At 72.4% G+C, this 17,755-nt stretch carries 16 protein-coding genes; 12 read left to right on the top strand and 4 right to left on the bottom strand.

From position 1 onward, the window contains the following. Positions 1 to 12: 12 nt before the first annotated feature. The 6 genes from ABZ877_RS09975 to ABZ877_RS09950 all read left to right on the top strand — a co-directional run bounded on the left by ABZ877_RS09975 (position 13) and on the right by ABZ877_RS09950 (position 6,323). Entirely contained in the window at positions 13 to 1,476 is a 1,464-nt protein-coding gene (locus ABZ877_RS09975; RefSeq protein ID WP_361067241.1) for an aldehyde dehydrogenase, read from the top strand. Then, the gene (locus ABZ877_RS09970) at positions 1,469 to 2,386 is read left to right on the top strand and encodes a 3,4-dihydroxyphenylacetate 2,3-dioxygenase (RefSeq protein WP_361067238.1); all 918 of its coding nucleotides are present in this window, start codon (positions 1,469 to 1,471) and stop codon (positions 2,384 to 2,386) included. The genes ABZ877_RS09975 and ABZ877_RS09970 overlap by 8 nt, the downstream gene beginning before the upstream one ends. 14 nt (positions 2,387 to 2,400) lie before the next feature. Further along, positions 2,401 to 3,246 carry a fumarylacetoacetate hydrolase family protein gene (locus ABZ877_RS09965; protein ID WP_361067235.1) on the top strand — a complete coding sequence of 282 codons (846 nt, stop codon included), beginning with the start codon at positions 2,401 to 2,403 and terminating at the stop codon, positions 3,244 to 3,246. Positions 3,247 to 3,309: 63 nt separating this feature from the next. After that, entirely contained in the window at positions 3,310 to 4,803 is a 1,494-nt protein-coding gene (locus tag ABZ877_RS09960; RefSeq protein ID WP_361067232.1) for an aldehyde dehydrogenase, read from the top strand. Next, positions 4,800 to 5,540, top strand: coding sequence for a gamma-glutamyl-gamma-aminobutyrate hydrolase family protein (locus tag ABZ877_RS09955; protein WP_361067229.1), 741 nt, complete (start codon positions 4,800 to 4,802; stop codon positions 5,538 to 5,540). Before ABZ877_RS09960 ends, ABZ877_RS09955 begins: the two co-directional genes overlap by 4 nt. Before the next feature lie 48 nt (positions 5,541 to 5,588). Next, positions 5,589 to 6,323, top strand: coding sequence for an SDR family oxidoreductase (locus ABZ877_RS09950; protein ID WP_361067614.1), 735 nt, complete (start codon positions 5,589 to 5,591; stop codon positions 6,321 to 6,323). Between the two features lie 32 nt (positions 6,324 to 6,355). Here the strand turns inward: ABZ877_RS09950 and ABZ877_RS09945 are convergent, their stop codons facing one another. From ABZ877_RS09945 to ABZ877_RS09935, 3 genes are read right to left on the bottom strand one after another with little or no spacing between them, the layout of a single operon-like run. Further along, positions 6,356 to 7,105, bottom strand: coding sequence for an amino acid ABC transporter ATP-binding protein (locus ABZ877_RS09945; protein ID WP_361067226.1), 750 nt, complete (start codon positions 7,103 to 7,105; stop codon positions 6,356 to 6,358). After that, positions 7,102 to 7,986, bottom strand: coding sequence for an amino acid ABC transporter permease (locus ABZ877_RS09940; protein WP_361067223.1), 885 nt, complete (start codon positions 7,984 to 7,986; stop codon positions 7,102 to 7,104). The genes ABZ877_RS09945 and ABZ877_RS09940 overlap by 4 nt, the downstream gene beginning before the upstream one ends. Next, positions 7,983 to 8,855, bottom strand: a complete 873-nt coding sequence (locus ABZ877_RS09935; RefSeq protein WP_361067220.1) for an ABC transporter substrate-binding protein — start codon at positions 8,853 to 8,855, stop codon at positions 7,983 to 7,985. The genes ABZ877_RS09940 and ABZ877_RS09935 overlap by 4 nt, the downstream gene beginning before the upstream one ends. A 305-nt stretch (positions 8,856 to 9,160) precedes the next feature. Here ABZ877_RS09935 and ABZ877_RS09930 point away from each other — a divergent pair, with 305 nt between their 5' ends. The 6 genes from ABZ877_RS09930 to ABZ877_RS09905 all read left to right on the top strand — a co-directional run bounded on the left by ABZ877_RS09930 (position 9,161) and on the right by ABZ877_RS09905 (position 16,873). Further along, the gene (locus ABZ877_RS09930) at positions 9,161 to 10,381 is read left to right on the top strand and encodes a S8 family peptidase (RefSeq protein WP_361067217.1); all 1,221 of its coding nucleotides are present in this window, start codon (positions 9,161 to 9,163) and stop codon (positions 10,379 to 10,381) included. Positions 10,382 to 10,897: 516 nt separating this feature from the next. Next, entirely contained in the window at positions 10,898 to 12,184 is a 1,287-nt protein-coding gene (locus tag ABZ877_RS09925) for an MFS transporter (protein WP_361067214.1), read from the top strand. Then, the gene (locus tag ABZ877_RS09920) at positions 12,181 to 14,010 is read left to right on the top strand and encodes an alpha/beta fold hydrolase (RefSeq protein WP_361067211.1); all 1,830 of its coding nucleotides are present in this window, start codon (positions 12,181 to 12,183) and stop codon (positions 14,008 to 14,010) included. Before ABZ877_RS09925 ends, ABZ877_RS09920 begins: the two co-directional genes overlap by 4 nt. 24 nt (positions 14,011 to 14,034) lie before the next feature. After that, positions 14,035 to 14,163, top strand: a complete 129-nt coding sequence (locus ABZ877_RS09915; protein ID WP_256359348.1) for a hypothetical protein — start codon at positions 14,035 to 14,037, stop codon at positions 14,161 to 14,163. A gap of 92 nt (positions 14,164 to 14,255) precedes the next feature. After that, positions 14,256 to 16,178 carry a RiPP maturation radical SAM C-methyltransferase gene (locus ABZ877_RS09910; RefSeq protein WP_361067208.1) on the top strand — a complete coding sequence of 641 codons (1,923 nt, stop codon included), beginning with the start codon at positions 14,256 to 14,258 and terminating at the stop codon, positions 16,176 to 16,178. Positions 16,179 to 16,219: 41 nt separating this feature from the next. Further along, on the top strand, positions 16,220 to 16,873 hold the full coding sequence (locus tag ABZ877_RS09905; protein WP_361067205.1) for a DUF5825 family protein: 654 nt from the start codon (positions 16,220 to 16,222) through the stop codon (positions 16,871 to 16,873). A 47-nt stretch (positions 16,874 to 16,920) separates the two neighbouring features. Here the strand turns inward: ABZ877_RS09905 and ABZ877_RS09900 are convergent, their stop codons facing one another. Beyond that, positions 16,921 to 17,499 carry a DNA starvation/stationary phase protection protein gene (locus tag ABZ877_RS09900; protein ID WP_361067202.1) on the bottom strand — a complete coding sequence of 193 codons (579 nt, stop codon included), beginning with the start codon at positions 17,497 to 17,499 and terminating at the stop codon, positions 16,921 to 16,923. Positions 17,500 to 17,755: the final 256 nt, after the last annotated feature.

Here is a 17,755-nt window from a genome sequence, read left to right as displayed (position 1 = left end):
GAGGCCGACCCCATGCCGCAGCACACCCTCACGGTCGCCGGGGTCACCGTCGACACACGCCACTGGATCGGCGGTGAGCGCCTCGCCTCCGCCACGACGTTCACCGACATCTCGCCCATCGACGGTGCCGTTCTGGGCGAGATCTCCCGGGGCACCCCCGCCGAGGCAGACGCCGCCGTCGCCGCCGCGCGAGCCGCCTTCCCCGGCTGGGCCGCCACCCCGCGCACCGAGCGCGCCCGTGTGCTGCACGCCATCGCCGACGGCGTCGACAAACGCCTCGACGAACTCGCCATCGTCGAGACCACCGACAACGGCGCGCTGCTGCGCTCCCACCGCCGTGGCGTCATGCCGCGCGTCGCGCACAACTTCCGCTTCTTCGCCGACCGGCTGCTCGCCCTCGGCCACGAGGACTTCGACACCCGCGGCCACCGCAACCACGTCCGCTGGGACCCGGCGGGCCCCTGCGCGCTCATCACGCCGTGGAACGCGCCGCTGATGCTGGAGTCCTGGAAGGTCGCGCCCGCGCTCGCCGCGGGCAACACCGTCGTCCTCAAGCCCGCCGAATGGACCCCGCTGACCGCGTCCCTGCTCGCCGACATCGCGGCCCGCGCCGGACTGCCCGCCGGAGTCCTCAACGTCGTACAGGGCTACGGTTCCGAGATCGGCGACGCGCTGACCTCCCACCCCGACGTGCGCCGCATCAGCTTCACGGGCTCCGTCCCGACGGCCCGGCGCATCGCCGCCTCCGCCGCGCCCCATCTGACGCCGACCAGCTTCGAACTCGGCGGGAAGTCACCGCTGCTGGTGTTCGCCGACGCCGATCTCGACCTGGCCGTCGCTCTCGCGGTGGAGCAGTACGACAACGCGGGACAGGTCTGCCTCGCCGCGACCCGCATCCTCGTCCAGGAGCCGGTCGCCGGGGAGTTCGTCCGCCGCTTCACCGACCGGGCCGGGCGGTTGCGGCAGGGCGATCCACGGGACGACGCCACCGACATCGGCCCGAACATCCACCCCGCCCACCTGGACAAGATCGACGGCTTCGTGCGGCGGGCGGTCGCCGCCGGCGCCCGCGCCGTCATCGGCGGCCACCGGATCGACAGCCGGTACTACGCCCCGACGCTCCTCACCGACGTGGACCAGGACGCGGAGATCGTGCAGGAAGAGGTCTTCGGCCCGGTGCTGACCCTCCAGACCTTCCAGGAGGAGGCCGAGGCGGTCCGGCTGGCCAACGGCACCCGGTTCGGCCTGGCCGCCACCGTCGCCACCGGCGACCCCGCGCGGGCCGAGCGCGTCACCGCCCAGCTCGTCGCGGGCACCGTCTGGGTCAACTGCTTCTTCGTCCGCGACCTCCGGGCCCCCTTCGGCGGCGCACGCAGCTCCGGCGTCGGACGCGAGGGCGGCGACTGGAGCTTCGACTTCTTCTGCGACCTCAAGAACACCGTCACCGCGCCGAAGGGATGGCAGGACCATGGGTGAGATCGCCGGGGCGGGGCTGCTCGCCCACGTCCCCACCGTCGTACTGCCGGAGCGGACCCGCCTGGAGCTGAACGAGGGCAAGGAGATCACCCTCGTCACCGGCCTCCAGGAGCTGCGCCGGGACGTCTTCGCGCGCGACGACTACGACACCGTGGTCGTCCTGGACTCCCACTGGGCCACCACCGTCGAGTTCGTCGTCACCGCGCACCACCGCCGCGCGGGCCTCTTCACCTCCGAGGAGCTGCCGCGCGGCATGTGCCGCATGCCGTACGACTTCCCGGGCGACCCCGAACTCGCCGCCAACATCGCGGGGTTCGCGGGGCTGCACGGCACCTGGATCACCGCGATCGACGACCCGTACCTGCCGATCTACTACGCCACCGTCAACCTGTGGAAGTACCTCGGCGAGGGCCTGCCGGACAAGCGCTGGGTGTCCATCGGCGTCTGCCAGACCGGTGACATGGAGGACCATCTGCGGCTGGGCCGCGCACTCGCCGACGGCATCGCCGCCACCCCCGGCCGCCGCGTCCTGCTGATCGCCTCCGGCGCCCTGTCCCACACCTTCTGGCCCCTGCGCGAACTGCGCGACCACGAGGCCAGCGACCCGGCGCACATCTTCACCCCCGAGGCGCGCGAGGCCGACCTGGAACGCATCGCCTGGTTCAAGGAGGGCCGCCACGACAAGGTCCTCGACACGATGGACGCGTTCCGCACGTTCCGGCCCGAGGCCAGGTTCTCCCACTATCTGATGGCGGCGGGCGCCCTCGGCGAGCACGCCTGCACCGCCCGGGGCCGCCAGTACGGGCGGTACGAGAACTCCATAGGCACCGGCCAGGTCCATCTCTGGTTTGACCGCCCGGCGCACGGGTGGACCGGCGCCGCGCACCCCACGCCCCGCACCCACGCCTAGGGAGGCGGCCTGTCATGCCCGAGTACCGCCGCATCCTGCTCGACGGCGCCGCCGTGCAGGTCACGGCCGACGGCGGCGAACTCGTCGCCGGGGACGGCCGCCGCGTCAAGGCGGGGGAGGCCCGGCACCTGCCGCCGGTCGTCCCCTCCAAGGTGATCGCCGTCCACCTCAACCACCGCAGCCGCGTCGACGAGTTCGGCATCGCCCTGCCCGGCACCCCCACCTACTTCCACAAGCCGACGTCCGCGCTCAACAGCCACCAGGGCGCCGTCGTCCGCCCCGAGGGCTGCAAGTGGCTCAACTACGAGGGTGAGGTCGCCCTCGTCATCGGCAAGAACACGCGCAACATCGCACCGGCCGACGCGGGCGCGTACATCGCGGGCTACACCGTCGCCAACGACTTCGGCCTGCACGACTTCCGCGACACCGACGCCGGGTCCATGCTCCGCGTCAAGGGCTCGGACACCCTCTGCCCGCTCGGCCCGGGCCTGGTCACGGAGTGGGACTTCCACGGCAAGCGGCTGCGGACGTACGTCAACGGCGAGGTGGTTCAGGACGGTTCGACGGACGAGATGAAGTGGGACATGCACTACCTCGTCGCCGACATCGCCCGCACCATCACCCTCCACCCCGGTGACGTCCTGCTCACCGGTACCCCGGCGAACTCCCGGCCCGTGCGGCCCGGCGACGTCGTCGAGGTCGAGGTCGAGGGCCTGGGGCGGCTCACCAACCACATCGTCACCGGGCCCACCGCGATCCGTACGGACGTCGGAGCCCAGCCGACCGAGTCCGAGGAGGTGCTGTCCACCGCGCTCGGCGGCGACTGGGAGTTCCGCGGCGTCAGGCCGCCGAAACGCTGACCGCACGTCCGCCCACGGGACCGGCACCCCGCCCGCACCGCCTTCCGCCACCCGGAGGACCGCATGACCACCACCCCTACGCACACCACCTGGCTCCAGCGGGCCAAGGAGTTCCGGCCGCCCGTCACCCACCTGATCGACGGCGCCGAGGAGCCCGGCGACAGCGGGGAGTTCGCCGTGATCTCACCGCGTGACGGCCAGGTCCTCGCGCCCGTCGCCGACGGCGGCGAGCCCGAGGTGGACGCCGCCGTCGCCGCCGCGCGCCGCGCCTTCGACCAGGGCCCCTGGCCCCGCCTGGCCCCCGTCGAACGCGGCCGCGTCCTCGTCCGCGTGGCCGAACTCCTCGACGCGCACCGGGCGGAGCTGGCGCTCGCCGTCAGCCTCGAAATGGGAAAGCCCGTCACCGACGCCCACGACATCGAGCTGCGGGCCGTCGTCAACACCTTCCGCTGGTACGGCCAGCTCGCCGACAAGCTCGCCGACGAGGCTCCGCACACCGCGCCCGACGCCCTCGCCCTCGTCACCCGGGAGCCCGCCGGGGTCGTCGGCGCGGTCGTCCCCTGGAACTTCCCGCTGACGCTGGCCGGCTGGAAGATCGCCCCCGCGCTCGCCGCGGGCTGCACGGCGGTCCTCAAACCGTCGGAGCACGCACCCCTGTCGGCCCTGCTCCTCGGCCGGATCGTCCTGGAGGCCGGACTGCCGCCCGGCGTGCTCAACGTCGTCAACGGCACAGGACCGGTGGCCGGGCGCGCCCTCGGCCGCCACCCCAGCGTCGACGTCCTCGCCTTCACCGGCTCCACCGCCGTCGGCCGCCACTTCCTGCACCATGCCGCCGACTCCAACCTCAAGCGGGTGTGGCTCGAACTGGGCGGCAAATCGCCGAACATCATCCTCCCCGACGCCCCCGACCTGGAGAAGGCCGCCGCCACCGCCGCCTGGGGCATCTTCTTCAACCAGGGTGAGATGTGCACCGCCCCCTCCCGCCTCCTCGTCCACACCTCCGTCGCGGACCAGGTCACCGAGGCCGTCGTGGAGCGGGCCCGCGCCCTGCGCGTCGGCGACCCCCTCGACCCGGCCACCGAGATGGGCGCCCTCGTCGGCGAGGACCACCTCGCCCGCGTACTGGACCACGTCCGCGCCGGGGCCCAGGACGGAGCCCGCCTGCGCACCGGCGGCGCGCGCACCCTCACCGAGACCGGCGGCGTCTACCTCGAACCCACCGTCCTCGACCAGGTCGCCCCGGACAGCCGCCTGGCGCGCGAGGAGATCTTCGGCCCGGTCCTGTCCGTGTTCACCTTCGACGACCTCGACGAGGCGGTCGCCCTCGCCAACGCGACCGAGTACGGCCTCGCCGCCGGAGTGTGGACCTCCGACCTGTCGACCGCCCACCGGATCTCGCGCGCCCTGAAGGCCGGCACGGTCTGGGTCAACTGCTACGAGGAAGGCGACCTGACCGTCCCCTTCGGCGGCGTGAAGCAGTCCGGCAACGGCCGCGACAAATCGGCGCACGCCCTGGACAAGTACACGGACCTGAAGACGACCTGGATCCAACTGTGACGACCGACCACCCGTCACCGGCCGTGCGCCCGCTCATCGCCGTCCCCGCACGCTTCGCCGCCACCACCTCCGCCCTGCGGTACGCGGCCGAGGTCAACGCCCGGGCCCTGATCGACGCCGTCTGGCGGGCGGGCGGCGAACCACTGGGCATCCACCCCGCCGACCCGGCCGGCCACGACGTGACCGCGCGGCTCGCCCGCTTCGACGGCGTCCTGCTGCCCGGCGGCGGCGACCTCGCCCCGTACCGCTACGGAGCGTCCCAGGCCCACGAGGCGGTGTACGACGTCGACGACGTGCAGGACGCGTTCGATCTCGACGTCGCCCGGCGCTGCCTCGCGGACGGGCTGCCGCTGCTCGCGATCTGCCGCGGACTTCAAGTCGTCAACACCGCCCTGGGCGGCACCCTGCACCAGGACATGGGAGGCCCGCACCGTGAGCACCGGCACGTCCGCCAGACCGTCTCCCTGTCACCCGGCTCGGTGGTGGCACGCATCACCGGGACGGACAAGATCGAGGCGTCCTGCTACCACCACCAGCACGTGGACCGACTGGGGGAAGGGCTGCGGGTGACCGCCCGCGCCGTCTCCGACGACATCATCGAGGGCGTCGAACTCACCGGCACCCGCGCCCTCTTCGTGGCGGTGCAGTGGCACCCGGAGGACACCGCCCACGAGGACCCGGCGCAGCAGCGCCTCTTCGACGCGCTGGTGCGGGCCGCGGCACGGGGGAGGGCGTAGAACCGATGATGGGGGGGCTCTGCCCGGTTCGGGGCGGGTGAGAAAGCGATTGACGCTCGCGGGGGCCGCACCGCCGGCATCGGCGCGGGCGTCGCCCGCAGGCTGGCCGCGTCCGGCTGGGACATCGCCTTCACCTGCTGGACCCCGTACGACGACCGGATGGACTGGGGCCGCGAACCGGACGCGAGCGACGCGATCAGCCGCGCACTGGCCGAACAGGGGGCGTCCAGCGTCGCGGTCGAGGCGGACCTCGCCGACCCGGACACGCCGGGCCGGGTCTTCGACGAGGTCGAACGGCGCATGGGAACCGTCACCGCGCTGGTGATGTGCCACTGCGAGTCCGTCGACTCCGGGCTGCTCGACACCACCGTCGAGAGCTTCGACCGGCACTTCGCCGTCAACGCGCGCGGCACCTGGCTCCTCGTCCGCGAGTTCGGGCGCCGTTTCGCCGCCGAGCGGGGTACCGGCCGCGTCATCGCCCTGACCAGCGATCACACGGTCGGCAACCTGCCCTACGGGGCGAGCAAGGGCGCCCTGGACCGCATCACCCTGGCCGCCGCCCACGAGCTCGGCCACCTCGGGGTGACCGCCAACGTGATCAACCCCGGGCCCGTCGACACCGGGTGGATGACCGAGGAGGTCCGGCGGCACTGCGTGGGCGCCACCCCGCTCGGCCGCCTCGGCACCCCGCGGGACACCGCCCACCTCGTGGACTTCCTCTGCTCCCCGGAGGGCGGATGGATCAACGGCCAGTTGGTGCACAGCAACGGCGGGCTCGCGTAGGCGCCGCGCGCCGGCCGGCCGTCACGGACGGCTCAGAGGCGGCCCGCCTCCACGATCCGCCGCAGGAACCGGCGGGTGCGCTCGTGCCGCGCGTCCTCGAACACGGCCTGCGGAGTGCCGCGTTCCAGCACCTCCCCGCCCTCCAGGAAGCACACCTGGTCGGCGATCTCGCGGGCGAACGCCATCTCGTGGGTGGCGAGCACCATGGTCATGCCCTGCTCCTTCACGTCGCGCACGACGTCGAGGACCTCGCCGACCAACTCCGGGTCGAGCGCGGCCGTGATCTCGTCCAGGAGCAGAAGCCGGGGACGTACGGCGAGCGCCCGCACGATCGCGGTGCGCTGCTGCTGACCACCGCTGAGCCGGTCGGGGTACTCCCCGGCCTTCGCGCCGAGGCCGAGCCGTTCGAGGAGCGCCATGGCGCGCTCCTCCGCCTCCTCGCGGCCGAGCCCGTGCACCCGGCGCGGGGCGAGGGTCACGTTCTGCAGGACGGTCAGGTGCGGGAAGAGGTTGTACGCCTGGAAGACGACGCCGATCCTGCGGCGCACGGCGTCCGCGTCGGCGCGCGGGTCGGTGATCTCCTCGCCGTCCAGCCAGATCGCGCCGTCGTCGATCTCCTCCAGGAGGTTGGCGCAGCGCAGGAGCGTCGACTTGCCCGAGCCCGAGGCGCCGATCAGCGCGGTCACGGTGTGCGGGGCGACCTCCAGGTGCACGTCGCGCAGCACCAGAGTGGAGCCGAAGGACTTGCGCACGGACTCCATCCGCAGCACCGGCCCGGTCATACGAGTCCTCCTTGTGCGCGGCGCCGGTCCATCCGGGCCGTCACCCAGTCCGTGAACCGCGTCATCGGGATGGTCAGCGCGATGAAGGCCAGACCCGCGATCACGTAGGGCGTGTAGTTGAAGTCCTTGCCCGCGATGATCTGCGCCGCGTACACGGCGTCCACGGCGCCGCCGATCGAGACGAGCCCGGTGTCCTTCTGCAGCGACACCAGGTCGTTGAGGAGGGGAGGCACTACGCGGCGCAGCGCCTGGGGGAGCACCACGTACCGCAGCGCCTGGCGGTTGGTGAGCCCGAGCGAGCGCGCGGCGGCCCGCTGCGAGGGGTGCACCGCCTCGATCCCGGCGCGGAACACCTCCGCCACGTAGGCCGAGTACGTGAGGACGAGCGCGGCCCCGCCGAGCAGGACCGGGTCCGTCGTCACCCCCTGGAGGCGAAGGGCCGGAACCCCGAAGATGACCATCAGCAGGCAGATGATGAGCGGCAGCCCGCGGAAGAAGTCCGTGTACGCGGTCGCGAGCGCGCGCAGCGGGAAGAAGACGGGGCCGCGCAAGGTGCGGGCGAGGGCGAGCAGCAGCCCCAGGACGAGCACACAGGCGCCGCACACCACAAGGAGACGCAGGTTCAGCCACAGCCCCTCCAGTACGTCGGGGAGCGCCACGCGCGCGTAGTGCGGGCTGAAGAACGTCTCCTTCGTGCGGTCCCAGCCAGGGGAGTTGACCACGATCAGGGCCAGCGCCGTGACCGTCAGCACGGTGCTCGCCACCGCCAGGCCGGCCGAGCGCCGGGCGCGGGACTTCTTGTAGCGCTCCCGCGCGAGGCGGCGCTCCGACGGGACGTAGGCGTCCTCGACCGCCGTGAGCGGTTGCTTCTCCACGTTCACTTGAGCACCGGGGCGTCGACGGCCTCCGAGAGCCACTTCTTCTCCAGCGCCGCGAGCGTGCCGTCCTTGCGGAGCGCGTCGACCGCGCGGGTGACGCACGACGTCAGGGCGCTCTGCTTGTCGAGGACGAGACCGAACTGCTCGGGTGTGCCGGTGCTGTTCTCGAACTGACCCACCACCTTGGCGTCGGTGACCTCCGCGCCGGTGATGTAGAAGGCGGTGGGGAGGTCGACGACGATGGCGTCCACCTGGCCGTTCTTCAGCGCGGACTTGGCGAAGTCGTTCTTCTGGTAGACGGCGGGCTTCTCGCTCGGCTTCACCACGTCGTTGATGTAGTCGAGGCTGGTCGTGCCCACCTGGGCGCCCAGCTTCACCCTCTTGAGGTCGGCGACGGTCTTCGCGTCCGCGGCCTTGGATGACTTGAGGGCGACGACGGCCTGCCGCACGTCGTAGTAGCCCGAGGAGAACGCGACGGCCTTCTTGCGCTCGTCGCTGATCGACACCTGGTTGATGTCGAAGTCGAACTTCTTGGCGCCGGGCGCGAAGGAGCTGTTGAACGGGACGGTCTGCCAGACCACCCGGCCCTTCGGATAGCCGAGGCGGTCCGCCACGGCGTAGGCGACGGCGGACTCGAAGCCCTTGCCGTTGGACGGGTCGTCGTCCTCGAACCAGGGGGCGTAGGCCGGCTTGTCCGTGCCGACGGTCAGCTTGCCGGAGGCCACGGTCGTGAGCTTGCCGGACGTGCACGCGGCGGCGGTCGTGGGGCTGTCCCCGGTCTTGTCGTCGGGCTCGGGGGCGCAGGCCGCGACGGCGGTGAGCAGGAGGGTGGAGCAGACGGCGAGCCGCGCGGTGCGGTGGACGGAATGCATGGCGGGAGACTGTCAGCGCGACGGCCTCTTTGTCGAGGTCAAACGGCGTGAAGTCCGCAATGTGGGAACGGGTGTTGCGGGCATGTGAAGCCGGTGTCGGCGCGTCGTGCGCAGGTGCCCTCATGTCGCGGAAGTGACGTGCTGTGTCGGCCGTGCCACGGGTGCGACACCTCTGTGTGCACGCATGACATACGTGTGACATGTCCATGGAATCCCTTCCTTCGCGCCTGTCCGGAGGCGGATGGTCACTCCGCGGCACCGCCCCGGGTGCCGCGCCCCGCACCTCAGCGAAAAGGACACGTCTCATGGCAGCAGTGCGTACGACGAAACGGCGGATCGCCGCCTCCCTCGCCTCCACGGCCGCGGTGGCGGCGGTGGTCGCAGCCCTCGCCGCGCCTCCCGCGCAGGCCGCCGCGCCCACCGGGCGGACCGGTACCGTCCTCGGCGCCAACTCCGCGCAGGCCGTGCCCGGCAGCTACATCGTCACGCTCAAGGAGGACGCCGGCTTCAAGGCGAGCGCACAGCGCGGCAAGGACCTCGTCTCGGAGTACGGCGGCACGGTCAAGCGGACGTTCACCTCCGCGCTCAACGGCTACGCGGCCACGCTCACCGCCGCCGAGGCCCGCAGACTCGCGGCCGACCCCGATGTCGCCTCGGTCGAGCAGGACCAGCGGGTGCACACCACCGGCACCCAGACCAGCGCGCCGTGGGGCCTGGACCGTATCGACCAGGCCAACCTCCCCCTGAACGGCACCTACACCTACCCCGACACCGCGGGCAGCGGCTCGACCGTCTACGTCCTCGACACCGGCGTCCGCATCACCCACAAGGAGCTCGCGGGCCGGGCCTCGTACGGCTACGACTTCGTCGACAACGACACCACCGCGCAGGACGGCTACGGACACGGCACCTTCGTCGCCACCGTCACCGCGGGCAGCACCTACGGCGTGGCCAAGAAGGCGAAGATCGTCGCGGTGCGGGTCCTCGGCAACGACGGCTCCGGCACCACGGCCGGGGTCATCGCGGGCGTCGACTGGATCACCGCGAACCATGTCGCCAACTCCGTCGCCAACGTCTCCCTCGGCGGCGGGGCCAGCACCGCCCTCGACACCGCGGTGAAGAAGTCGATCGCCTCGGGCGTCACCTACTCCATAGCCGCCGGGAACTCCGGCGCGCCCGCCGCCAACTACTCGCCCGCCCGGGTCCCGGAGGCGCTGACCGTCGGAGCGACGACGAGCACGGACGCCCGCGCGAGCTACTCCAACTACGGCTCCACGGTCGACCTCTTCGCCCCCGGCTCCAACATCACCGCCGGCTGGAACAGCTCCGACACGGCGACCTACACCGGCAACGGCACGTCGTTCGCCGCGCCGCACGTCTCCGGAGCGGCCGCGCTGTACCTCACGGCACACCCCGGCGCGTCCCCGGCGACAGTCTCCTCGGCCCTGGTCAACGGCGCCACCAACAACGTACTCACCGGGATCGGCACAGGCTCCCCCAACAAGCTGCTGAGGCTCGTGCCCTAGCGGTGTGACACATCAGCACCAGGTGCCGCGCCCCCGCCCGGGGCGCGGCATCGCGCTTGCCCCCCCGGGCGAACTCAGAGGCAGCCGCAGTCACCGGCATAGAGCAACTTGTTCCGGCCGCGAAAGGTTGCGCAGGTTGTTCAAGTGGGACCGATCGGTGATGGGAACTGGCCATCCTCGGCCGAGATGAGACCGGCTGTGGTCTGGTTCGTGGGGCCGCCGGACGGGCTGACGGGGCGCTTCCGCATGTCCCGCGCTTGACCACATCTATGCCAACGGTGTGCCTCACACGTCACATGCGTCTCTCCCGTCCCACACTCCCCGTTGCGCACCCCGGAACACGTGCCTCCCTTTGGTGCGCACCCGGGATCACGACCCCCCGCTCACCCCGTCGCGCTTTTCGGCCACCTGTCCCGCGACCTTGTAGCCCGTTCGAAGCGCTGGCTACGATCCCGCTCGTTTCGCTTTCGCTTTCTACACAACCTGCACGATTGCTTCATCGAACTGGGGGAGATCGTGGAGTCGTTCACGCAGGCGGGAGCGGTCGACCCCCGCGACGGATTACCCCGGCCCCGGCTGTTCCGGGGCCGCCGTGGCACTTCCGGTTCGGGGCGCGACGATTCCGCCCGGGACTTCCGTCTCTTCTGGTGGGCCAACGCCGTCGACGCACTGGGCACCCAGGCGTCCGGGGCCGTTCTTCCCCTGCTGCTCCTGGGCCTCGGCCATTCACCGCGAACGGCGGGGCTCGTCGCCGGGCTCTCGCTGGCCGCGGGCCTGCTGCTCGGACCGCTCGCGGCCGTCCCCGCCGACCGCGGCGCGCGTAAGACGATCATGTTCTGGTCGGCCGCCGTCGCCGCGCTGGCCATGGGCTCCGTCGCCGTGACGCTCCTCGCCGGACACCTGACGCTGCCGCACCTCGTGGCCGCCGTCCTCGTCGAGCGGTTCGCCACCGCCTGCCACGAGGCCGCGTCGCGCGGCACGGTCGCCCTGGTCTGCCCGCCCGACGACCAGCCACGCGCCGTGTCCCGGCTCGCCGCCGCCGACCAGGGCGCGCTCGTCCTCGGCCCGGCCCTCGGCGGAGCCGCGTACCAACTCTCCCGCACCCTGCCCTTCCTGGCCGACGCCCTCTCGTACGCCGTCGTCGCCGGCTGCGTACGGGCCATGCGTACGGATCTGAAGGCCGCGGCGGCTCCCTCGGGCGAGGGGCTGTGGCGTGCGGCCGCCGCCGGACTGCACCTGGTGCGACGGCGGCCGTTGCTGCGCCTCGTGCTGACGTGGATCGCGCTGGTCAACGGGGTGGCCGCGACGCTGTACTACTCCGCCGTCTTCGTGCTGGAACGTTCCGGCAGCGGCGCGCTCCCGCTCGGCCTCGTCCTCGCCGTCACCGGCGCCGCCGGTCTGGCCGGATCTCTCGCCGCGCCCAAGGCCGCCGCCCGGCTCGGCGCCGCCCGCACCCTCACCACCGTCACCTGGCTCCTCGCCCCGCTCACCGCGGCCCTTGCCCTCGCCGACGGGCCATGGGCGTACGGGGCGCTGCTCGGCGCGATCGGCCTCCTCGTGCCCCTGCCCGCCGTCGTCCTCCAGGCCCGTGCACTGCTGACGACCGAACCCGAACTCCAGGCCCGCGTCGGCGCCGTCATCGCCACCGCCTCCGGCGCCACCGCCGCGCTCGCCCCGGTCCTGGCCGGAATCTCCGCCGGAGCGGTGAACTCCGCGGCGCCCGCGCTGGGCTGCGCCGCCCTCCTCGTCCTGCTCGCCGCGCACACTACCCGGCGCGCCACCCTCGCGGAGGCCGTCGCATGAGCCGCTTCCAGGTGTACCGCGCCGCGCTGCCCGAGGTGTGCGCCACCGATCCGCGCCGCATGGTGTTCACCGCCGACGCCGAGGGCCGCTGCGAGGTCTTCACCTGGGACGCCGCCGCCCGCCGCGCCCGCCGGGTCACCGACCGCCCCGGCGGCACCCTGCACGGCGCGATCGACGCCGACGCATACGTGTGGTGGTTCGCCGAGGACGCCCGGGGCGTCGGACACTGGCGCTTCCAGCCGTTCGACGGCCCGTTCGACGACCCGTCCGGCCGTGGTCCCGGCCGGCCCGGCCTGACCGGCGTCCCCGACGGGACCGCTCGAGGCCTCGCCGTCACCGCCGACGCCACCGTGGCCCTCGGCATCGGCCTCGGCGACCACACCTCCGTCAGGATCGGCACACGCGGCGGCCCCGGACGCGAGGTCACCCGTGTGAACGGCCCCGCCTCGCTCGCCGGACTCGCCCCGCGCGGCGACCTCCTCGCCCTCACCCGCACCGCCGACGCGCCCCGCGCCGTCACCCTCCTCACCCCCGACGGCACCGAGATCGCGGCCCTCCCCGGCGACGGCCCGCACGGCAGGCTGTGGGCGCTCGGCTTCAGCCCCGCGCCGGACGGCCACCCCACCCTGCTGCTCGTCCGCGAGCGCGGGGACCGCTACACCCTCGCCACCTGGACCGCCGCCACCGGCACCGTCACCCATGACTGGTGCGCCCTGGACACCCAGTTCACCGCCCGCTGGTACCCGGACGGCGACGCCGCGCTGATCCGGCAGGACCGGCACGGCCGCTCCCTGCTCCGCCGCGCCGACTTCGCCCGCCGCGCCCTGGACCCCGTACCGACCCCGCCCGGCACCCTCCTCGACGCGGCCCCGCGACCCGGCGGTGACCTGCACACCCTCTGGACGGACAGCACACACCCGCCCCGGATGGCGTCCACGGCCGGGACCCCGCTGCCCCCGCTCGGCACCGTCGACGGCCACGTGCCCGGCACCCTGCGCGACATCCACACACCCGGACCGGATGGCCCGGTGCACACGTTGCTCAGCCTTCCCGAGTCCACACCCGGGCCCCACCCGGCCGTGTTCCTCGTCCACGGCGGCCCCGCCGACCACGACCGCGACGCCTACGACGGCACCGTGCACTCCCTGGTGGCCTCCGGATTCGCCGTGGCCCGCGTCAACTACCGCGGCTCCACCGGATACGGCCCGAGCTGGCAGCGCGCCTTCCGCGAGGGCGTCGGCCACACCCAGGTCGCCGACCTCGCCGCCGTCCGCGCCGACCTCGTGGCGCGCGGCCTGATCCGCGCCGACGCCACCGGCCTGTGGGGCACCTCCTGGGGCGGTTACCTCGTCCTCCTCGCCCTCGGCACCCGCCCCGGGCTCTGGCAGGCGGGTGTCGCCGTCAAACCCGTGGCCGACTACGCCGCCGCGCACGCCGCCGCCACCCCCGCCCTCCGCGCCCTGGACGAGCGGCTGTTCGGCGGCACCCCGGCGCAGGTGCCGGACGCGTACGCGGACAGCTCCCCGGTCCGCTACGCCGCCCGCGTACGCGACCCGCTCCTGGTCGTCGCCGCCACGCACGACACCAAGTGCCCACCCGCACAGGTCCGTTCCTACCTCGCCGCGCTCGACGCGGCCGGTGCCCCGCACGAGTCGCTGTGGCTCGCGTCCGGGCACGACGGCTACGACGGCGGCGACCACGTGACCGTGCTGCGCCGCGCGGTGAGCTTCCTCGACCGCGCGCTCCGGCGCACCGCCCGCACCACCCCACCCCCCAGACGCCCCGCTCCGGCCGGAGAGGGGTCAGCGCAACCCGTCAGGCACTGAGACCCAACAGAGAAGGAGAAGCCCATGCAGAAGGACGTCATCCACAACGACCCGCTGGCCGAGGACGAGACGAACCGCAAGCCGAGCGTCGGCATCACGGTCACCGTCCCGTTCCGCAACGCCGAGGACGGCGACGACACCGTCGAGGACTGATCCTCACCGGCCGGTCCCGGGGGACGCCCCGGGGCCGGCCGGCCCGTACCGCCGTCCACCCGCACCCGTACCGCGTCAGGAGAGAAGCGCCCATGCGCGTACTGCTGGTCAACATGCCCTGGTCGCCCATCGACCTGCCGTCCCTCGCCCTCGGCATCCTCAAACGGAGCGTGGACGAGCGCGTGCCCGGCGCCACCGCCGAGGTCCTGCACGCCAACCTCATGTTCACCGACTGGATCACCGAGCGCACCGAGTTCACCGGCGACGACTACGAGTACTACGCCCTCTCCTCCTACTTCATGGGCTGCGGCGACTGGGTCTTCTCCTCCGCCCTCTACGACGACCCGACATGGCGCGAGGAGGAGTTCGTCGCCACGATGAGCGGCAAACTCAAGTCCGCACGCATGAAGATGACTCGCGAACTGCACCGCGTGGCACCGGAGTTCGTCGAGACGATCGCCCAGCGGATCGTGGCGAGCGAGCCCGACGTCGTCGGATTCACCTCCACCTTCCAGCAGAACACCGCCGCGCTCGCCGCCGCCCGCCGCGTCAAGCAGCTCGCCCCGCACATCGTCACCGTCATGGGCGGCGCCAACTGCGACGGCGAACAGGGCGCCACCGTGCACCGCAACTTCCCCTTCGTCGACCACGTCGTACGCGGCGAGGGCGAAGCCGCCTTCCCCGACCTCCTCGGCGCCCTCGCGGACAACGGTCCGCTCGACGCCATCCCCGGCCTGTGCCACCGCGACGCCGACGGCGTGAGCGTCGCCAACCCGATGGCCACCCGCCCGCTGCCGCCCGCCGCGATCCTGCCGCCCGACTACAGCGGCTACTTCGAGCGGCTCGCCGCGTCCGTCGCCCGCAACTGGGTCGAGCCGAAGCTCGTGGTCGAGGGGGCGCGCGGCTGCTGGTGGGGCGAGAAGCACCACTGCACCTTCTGCGGGCTCAACGGCTCCTTCATGGAGTTCCGCTCCAAGAGCCCCGACACCTTCTACGAAGAAATCATGGAACTGGCCCGCAGACACCGGGTCCTCGACATGTATGTCGTCGACAACATCCTCGACATGCGCTACCTCACCACCGTGCTGCCCCGCATCATCGACAGCGGCTACGACCTGCGCCTGCACATCGAGATCAAGGCCAACATGAAGCGCAGCCAGCTGCGCACCCTCGCCGACGCCGGACTCATCTACGTACAACCCGGCATCGAGAGCCTCAACAGCCGGGTCCTCGACCTCATGGACAAGGGCGTCAGCGGCTGCCAGAACGTGCGGATGCTGCGCGACGGCGCCGAGACCGGGCTCTCCGTCGCCTGGAACTACCTGCACGGATTCCCGGGGGAGAGCGCCGAGGACTACGACCCGGTGATCGCCCAGATACCCGCCCTGGAACATCTGGACCCGCCGGTCGACCTGTCCGCGCGCATCGCCATCGAGCGGTTCAGCCCCTACTTCGAACGGCCCGAACTCGGCTTCACCGGTCTGCGGCCCGAGGCGCACTACCGCTTCACCTACGACCTGCCCGAGGAGGAGCTGTACGGCATGGCGTACGTCTTCGAGGCGCCCGCGCGCGGCATCGGCGAACCCACCGTCAGCGCGCTGAACAACGCCCTCGCCGACTGGAAGAAGCACCACACCGACGCCCGCCTCACCCACGACGACCACGGCGACCGCATCGTCCTGGTCAGCCGCCGCCGGACCTTCGACTGGCGCGTCAAGGAGCTGACCGACCCCTTCGAACTCGCCCTCTTCCGCCTCCTCGACCAGCCCCACACCGTGCAGGCGCTCACCCGCAAGGCCGCGTCGCGCGTCCCCGACGTCGCCCGCGACGAGGAGGAGGTCAGGCGACTCCTCGACACCTGGCTCGCCCTCGGCATCGTCTTCGCCGACGCGGGACAGTACGTCCACATCGCCCCGGCCGCCGTCAACGAGGACCTGCTGCGCCTGGACTTCATGCGGCACATCCACACCGAGGACGCGACCCATGACGGCGCCGCCGTCCCCGAACCGGCCTGACCACGCCCCGTCACGTCCCGCCCCCGCTTCGAAGGAGCACGATGACCGCCACCCTCAGCGCGCCGCCGGTCCTTGCCTGGCGCGACTACGACCCCGTCGCCTGCGAGCTGCCCGGCATGTCCCTCGGCGAGGTGCCCCTGCCCGGACCGGCGCGCGGCCAGGCCGCACGCCTGTGGGAGCTGGGCGCGCGCCGCGTACGGCTGCCCGCGCCGGTCGATCTGTCCGCCGGCGCCGACCCGGCAGCCGCCGTGTACGGGCTCTCCCTGGTCCGGGACCTGACCGCGCGGGCCGTCATGGTCGAGTGGGAGCTGCGTCTCGACCCGGGCGAGGGGGAGACCTGGCGGCGGCTCAGCCACCTCCAGCCGCCCGCCGCCCTGCTCGGCCCCGCCGACGCGGAGGAGTCGTTGCGCTCGTGGCGGCGCGGCCACTACCTGTGCAAGTGCCTGTGGCGCAAAGGCCCCGGGTTCCTGCAGATCCGCGACCGCCGCTGGGGAGAGCTGCGCCGCTTCACCGCCGACGAACCCGAGTACGACACCGCCGTCGGCCTCCTCGACCACGGCGCCCTCGCCGAGACCGTCGACCCGACCGCCCTGGCCGACTTCCGCGGCGAGCAACTCGTCCTCGACGTCGGCCCGTACGCGTGGTGGCTGCCGTACCGGGTCAGCCGGTGGCTCCAGCAGTCGATCGCCATCTAGGGCAGGCCCCAGGGGAGGAGCCGACCGGTCGTGGCCGTGCGCGCCGGTCAGGCGCGGACGAGCGGGGTGTCGACCAGGTGTTCCGCGAGGAACCACGCCTGGCGCTCGCCGGTCCTGATCACCTGGGAGACCAGGACGTCGTTGGTCCCGTCGTCGCCGAGTTCGGCGGTGCGGGACGCGGCGTCGTGGGCGTCGATGAGGATGGTCTCGTGCGCTTCGAGGAGGCGGGAGAGCATCGCCGGGACCTCCTCCACGCCGTCCGGGGGCCGCGGGATCGAGGTGATCTCGGCGACGTGCCGGGCGTCACCGATCGCGACACCGCCGAGGGACTGGACGCGCTCCGCGAGGGTGTCGATGAGTTCGAGCTGTTCCCCGGCGTGCTTGTCCAGGACGATGTGGAGCTGGTAGAAGGTCGCGCCACGCATCAGCCAGTGGTGCTTCTTGTAGAGGCCGTGCAGGATCTGCGTGTCCGCGAGGACCTTGTTGAGGCGCTGGCACGCGTACATCCGGGCCTCGTAGGACAGGCCGACGGGGAACTGCTTGACGGTGCCGAACTCCTGGATCACCTCGCCCTTCTGGTGCAGCCAGGGCTGACTGCCGTGCGGGGCCTTGGAGTTGCTGGTCATACGTGGTCTCCTGCGGTGTGGTGCTGATGACGTGCTTGTGGCCCTCACGTTAGGCAGCGCCGCAGTGGTGACTTGTCGTCCAGCGCATGCGTAGATGGCTGTCAGTGCACACCCGCGGAGGCGGCCGGCACCCACGTGTGCGCTCTCGGGTCACATGGCGTGCGCTCGCGGGCAAGTCACCCCCTGTTCCTCCTTCTAGCTTCTCGACAGCACCCGCCGGAGCGTCCGGTGGGTGCGCACGATGCTGAGGAGTTCT

Origin of the sequence: Streptomyces sp. NPDC046939 (assembly GCF_040644575.1) — a bacterium.
GTDB lineage: Bacteria > Actinomycetota > Actinomycetes > Streptomycetales > Streptomycetaceae > Streptomyces.
This window is presented reverse-complemented; position numbering and strand designations above follow the sequence as displayed.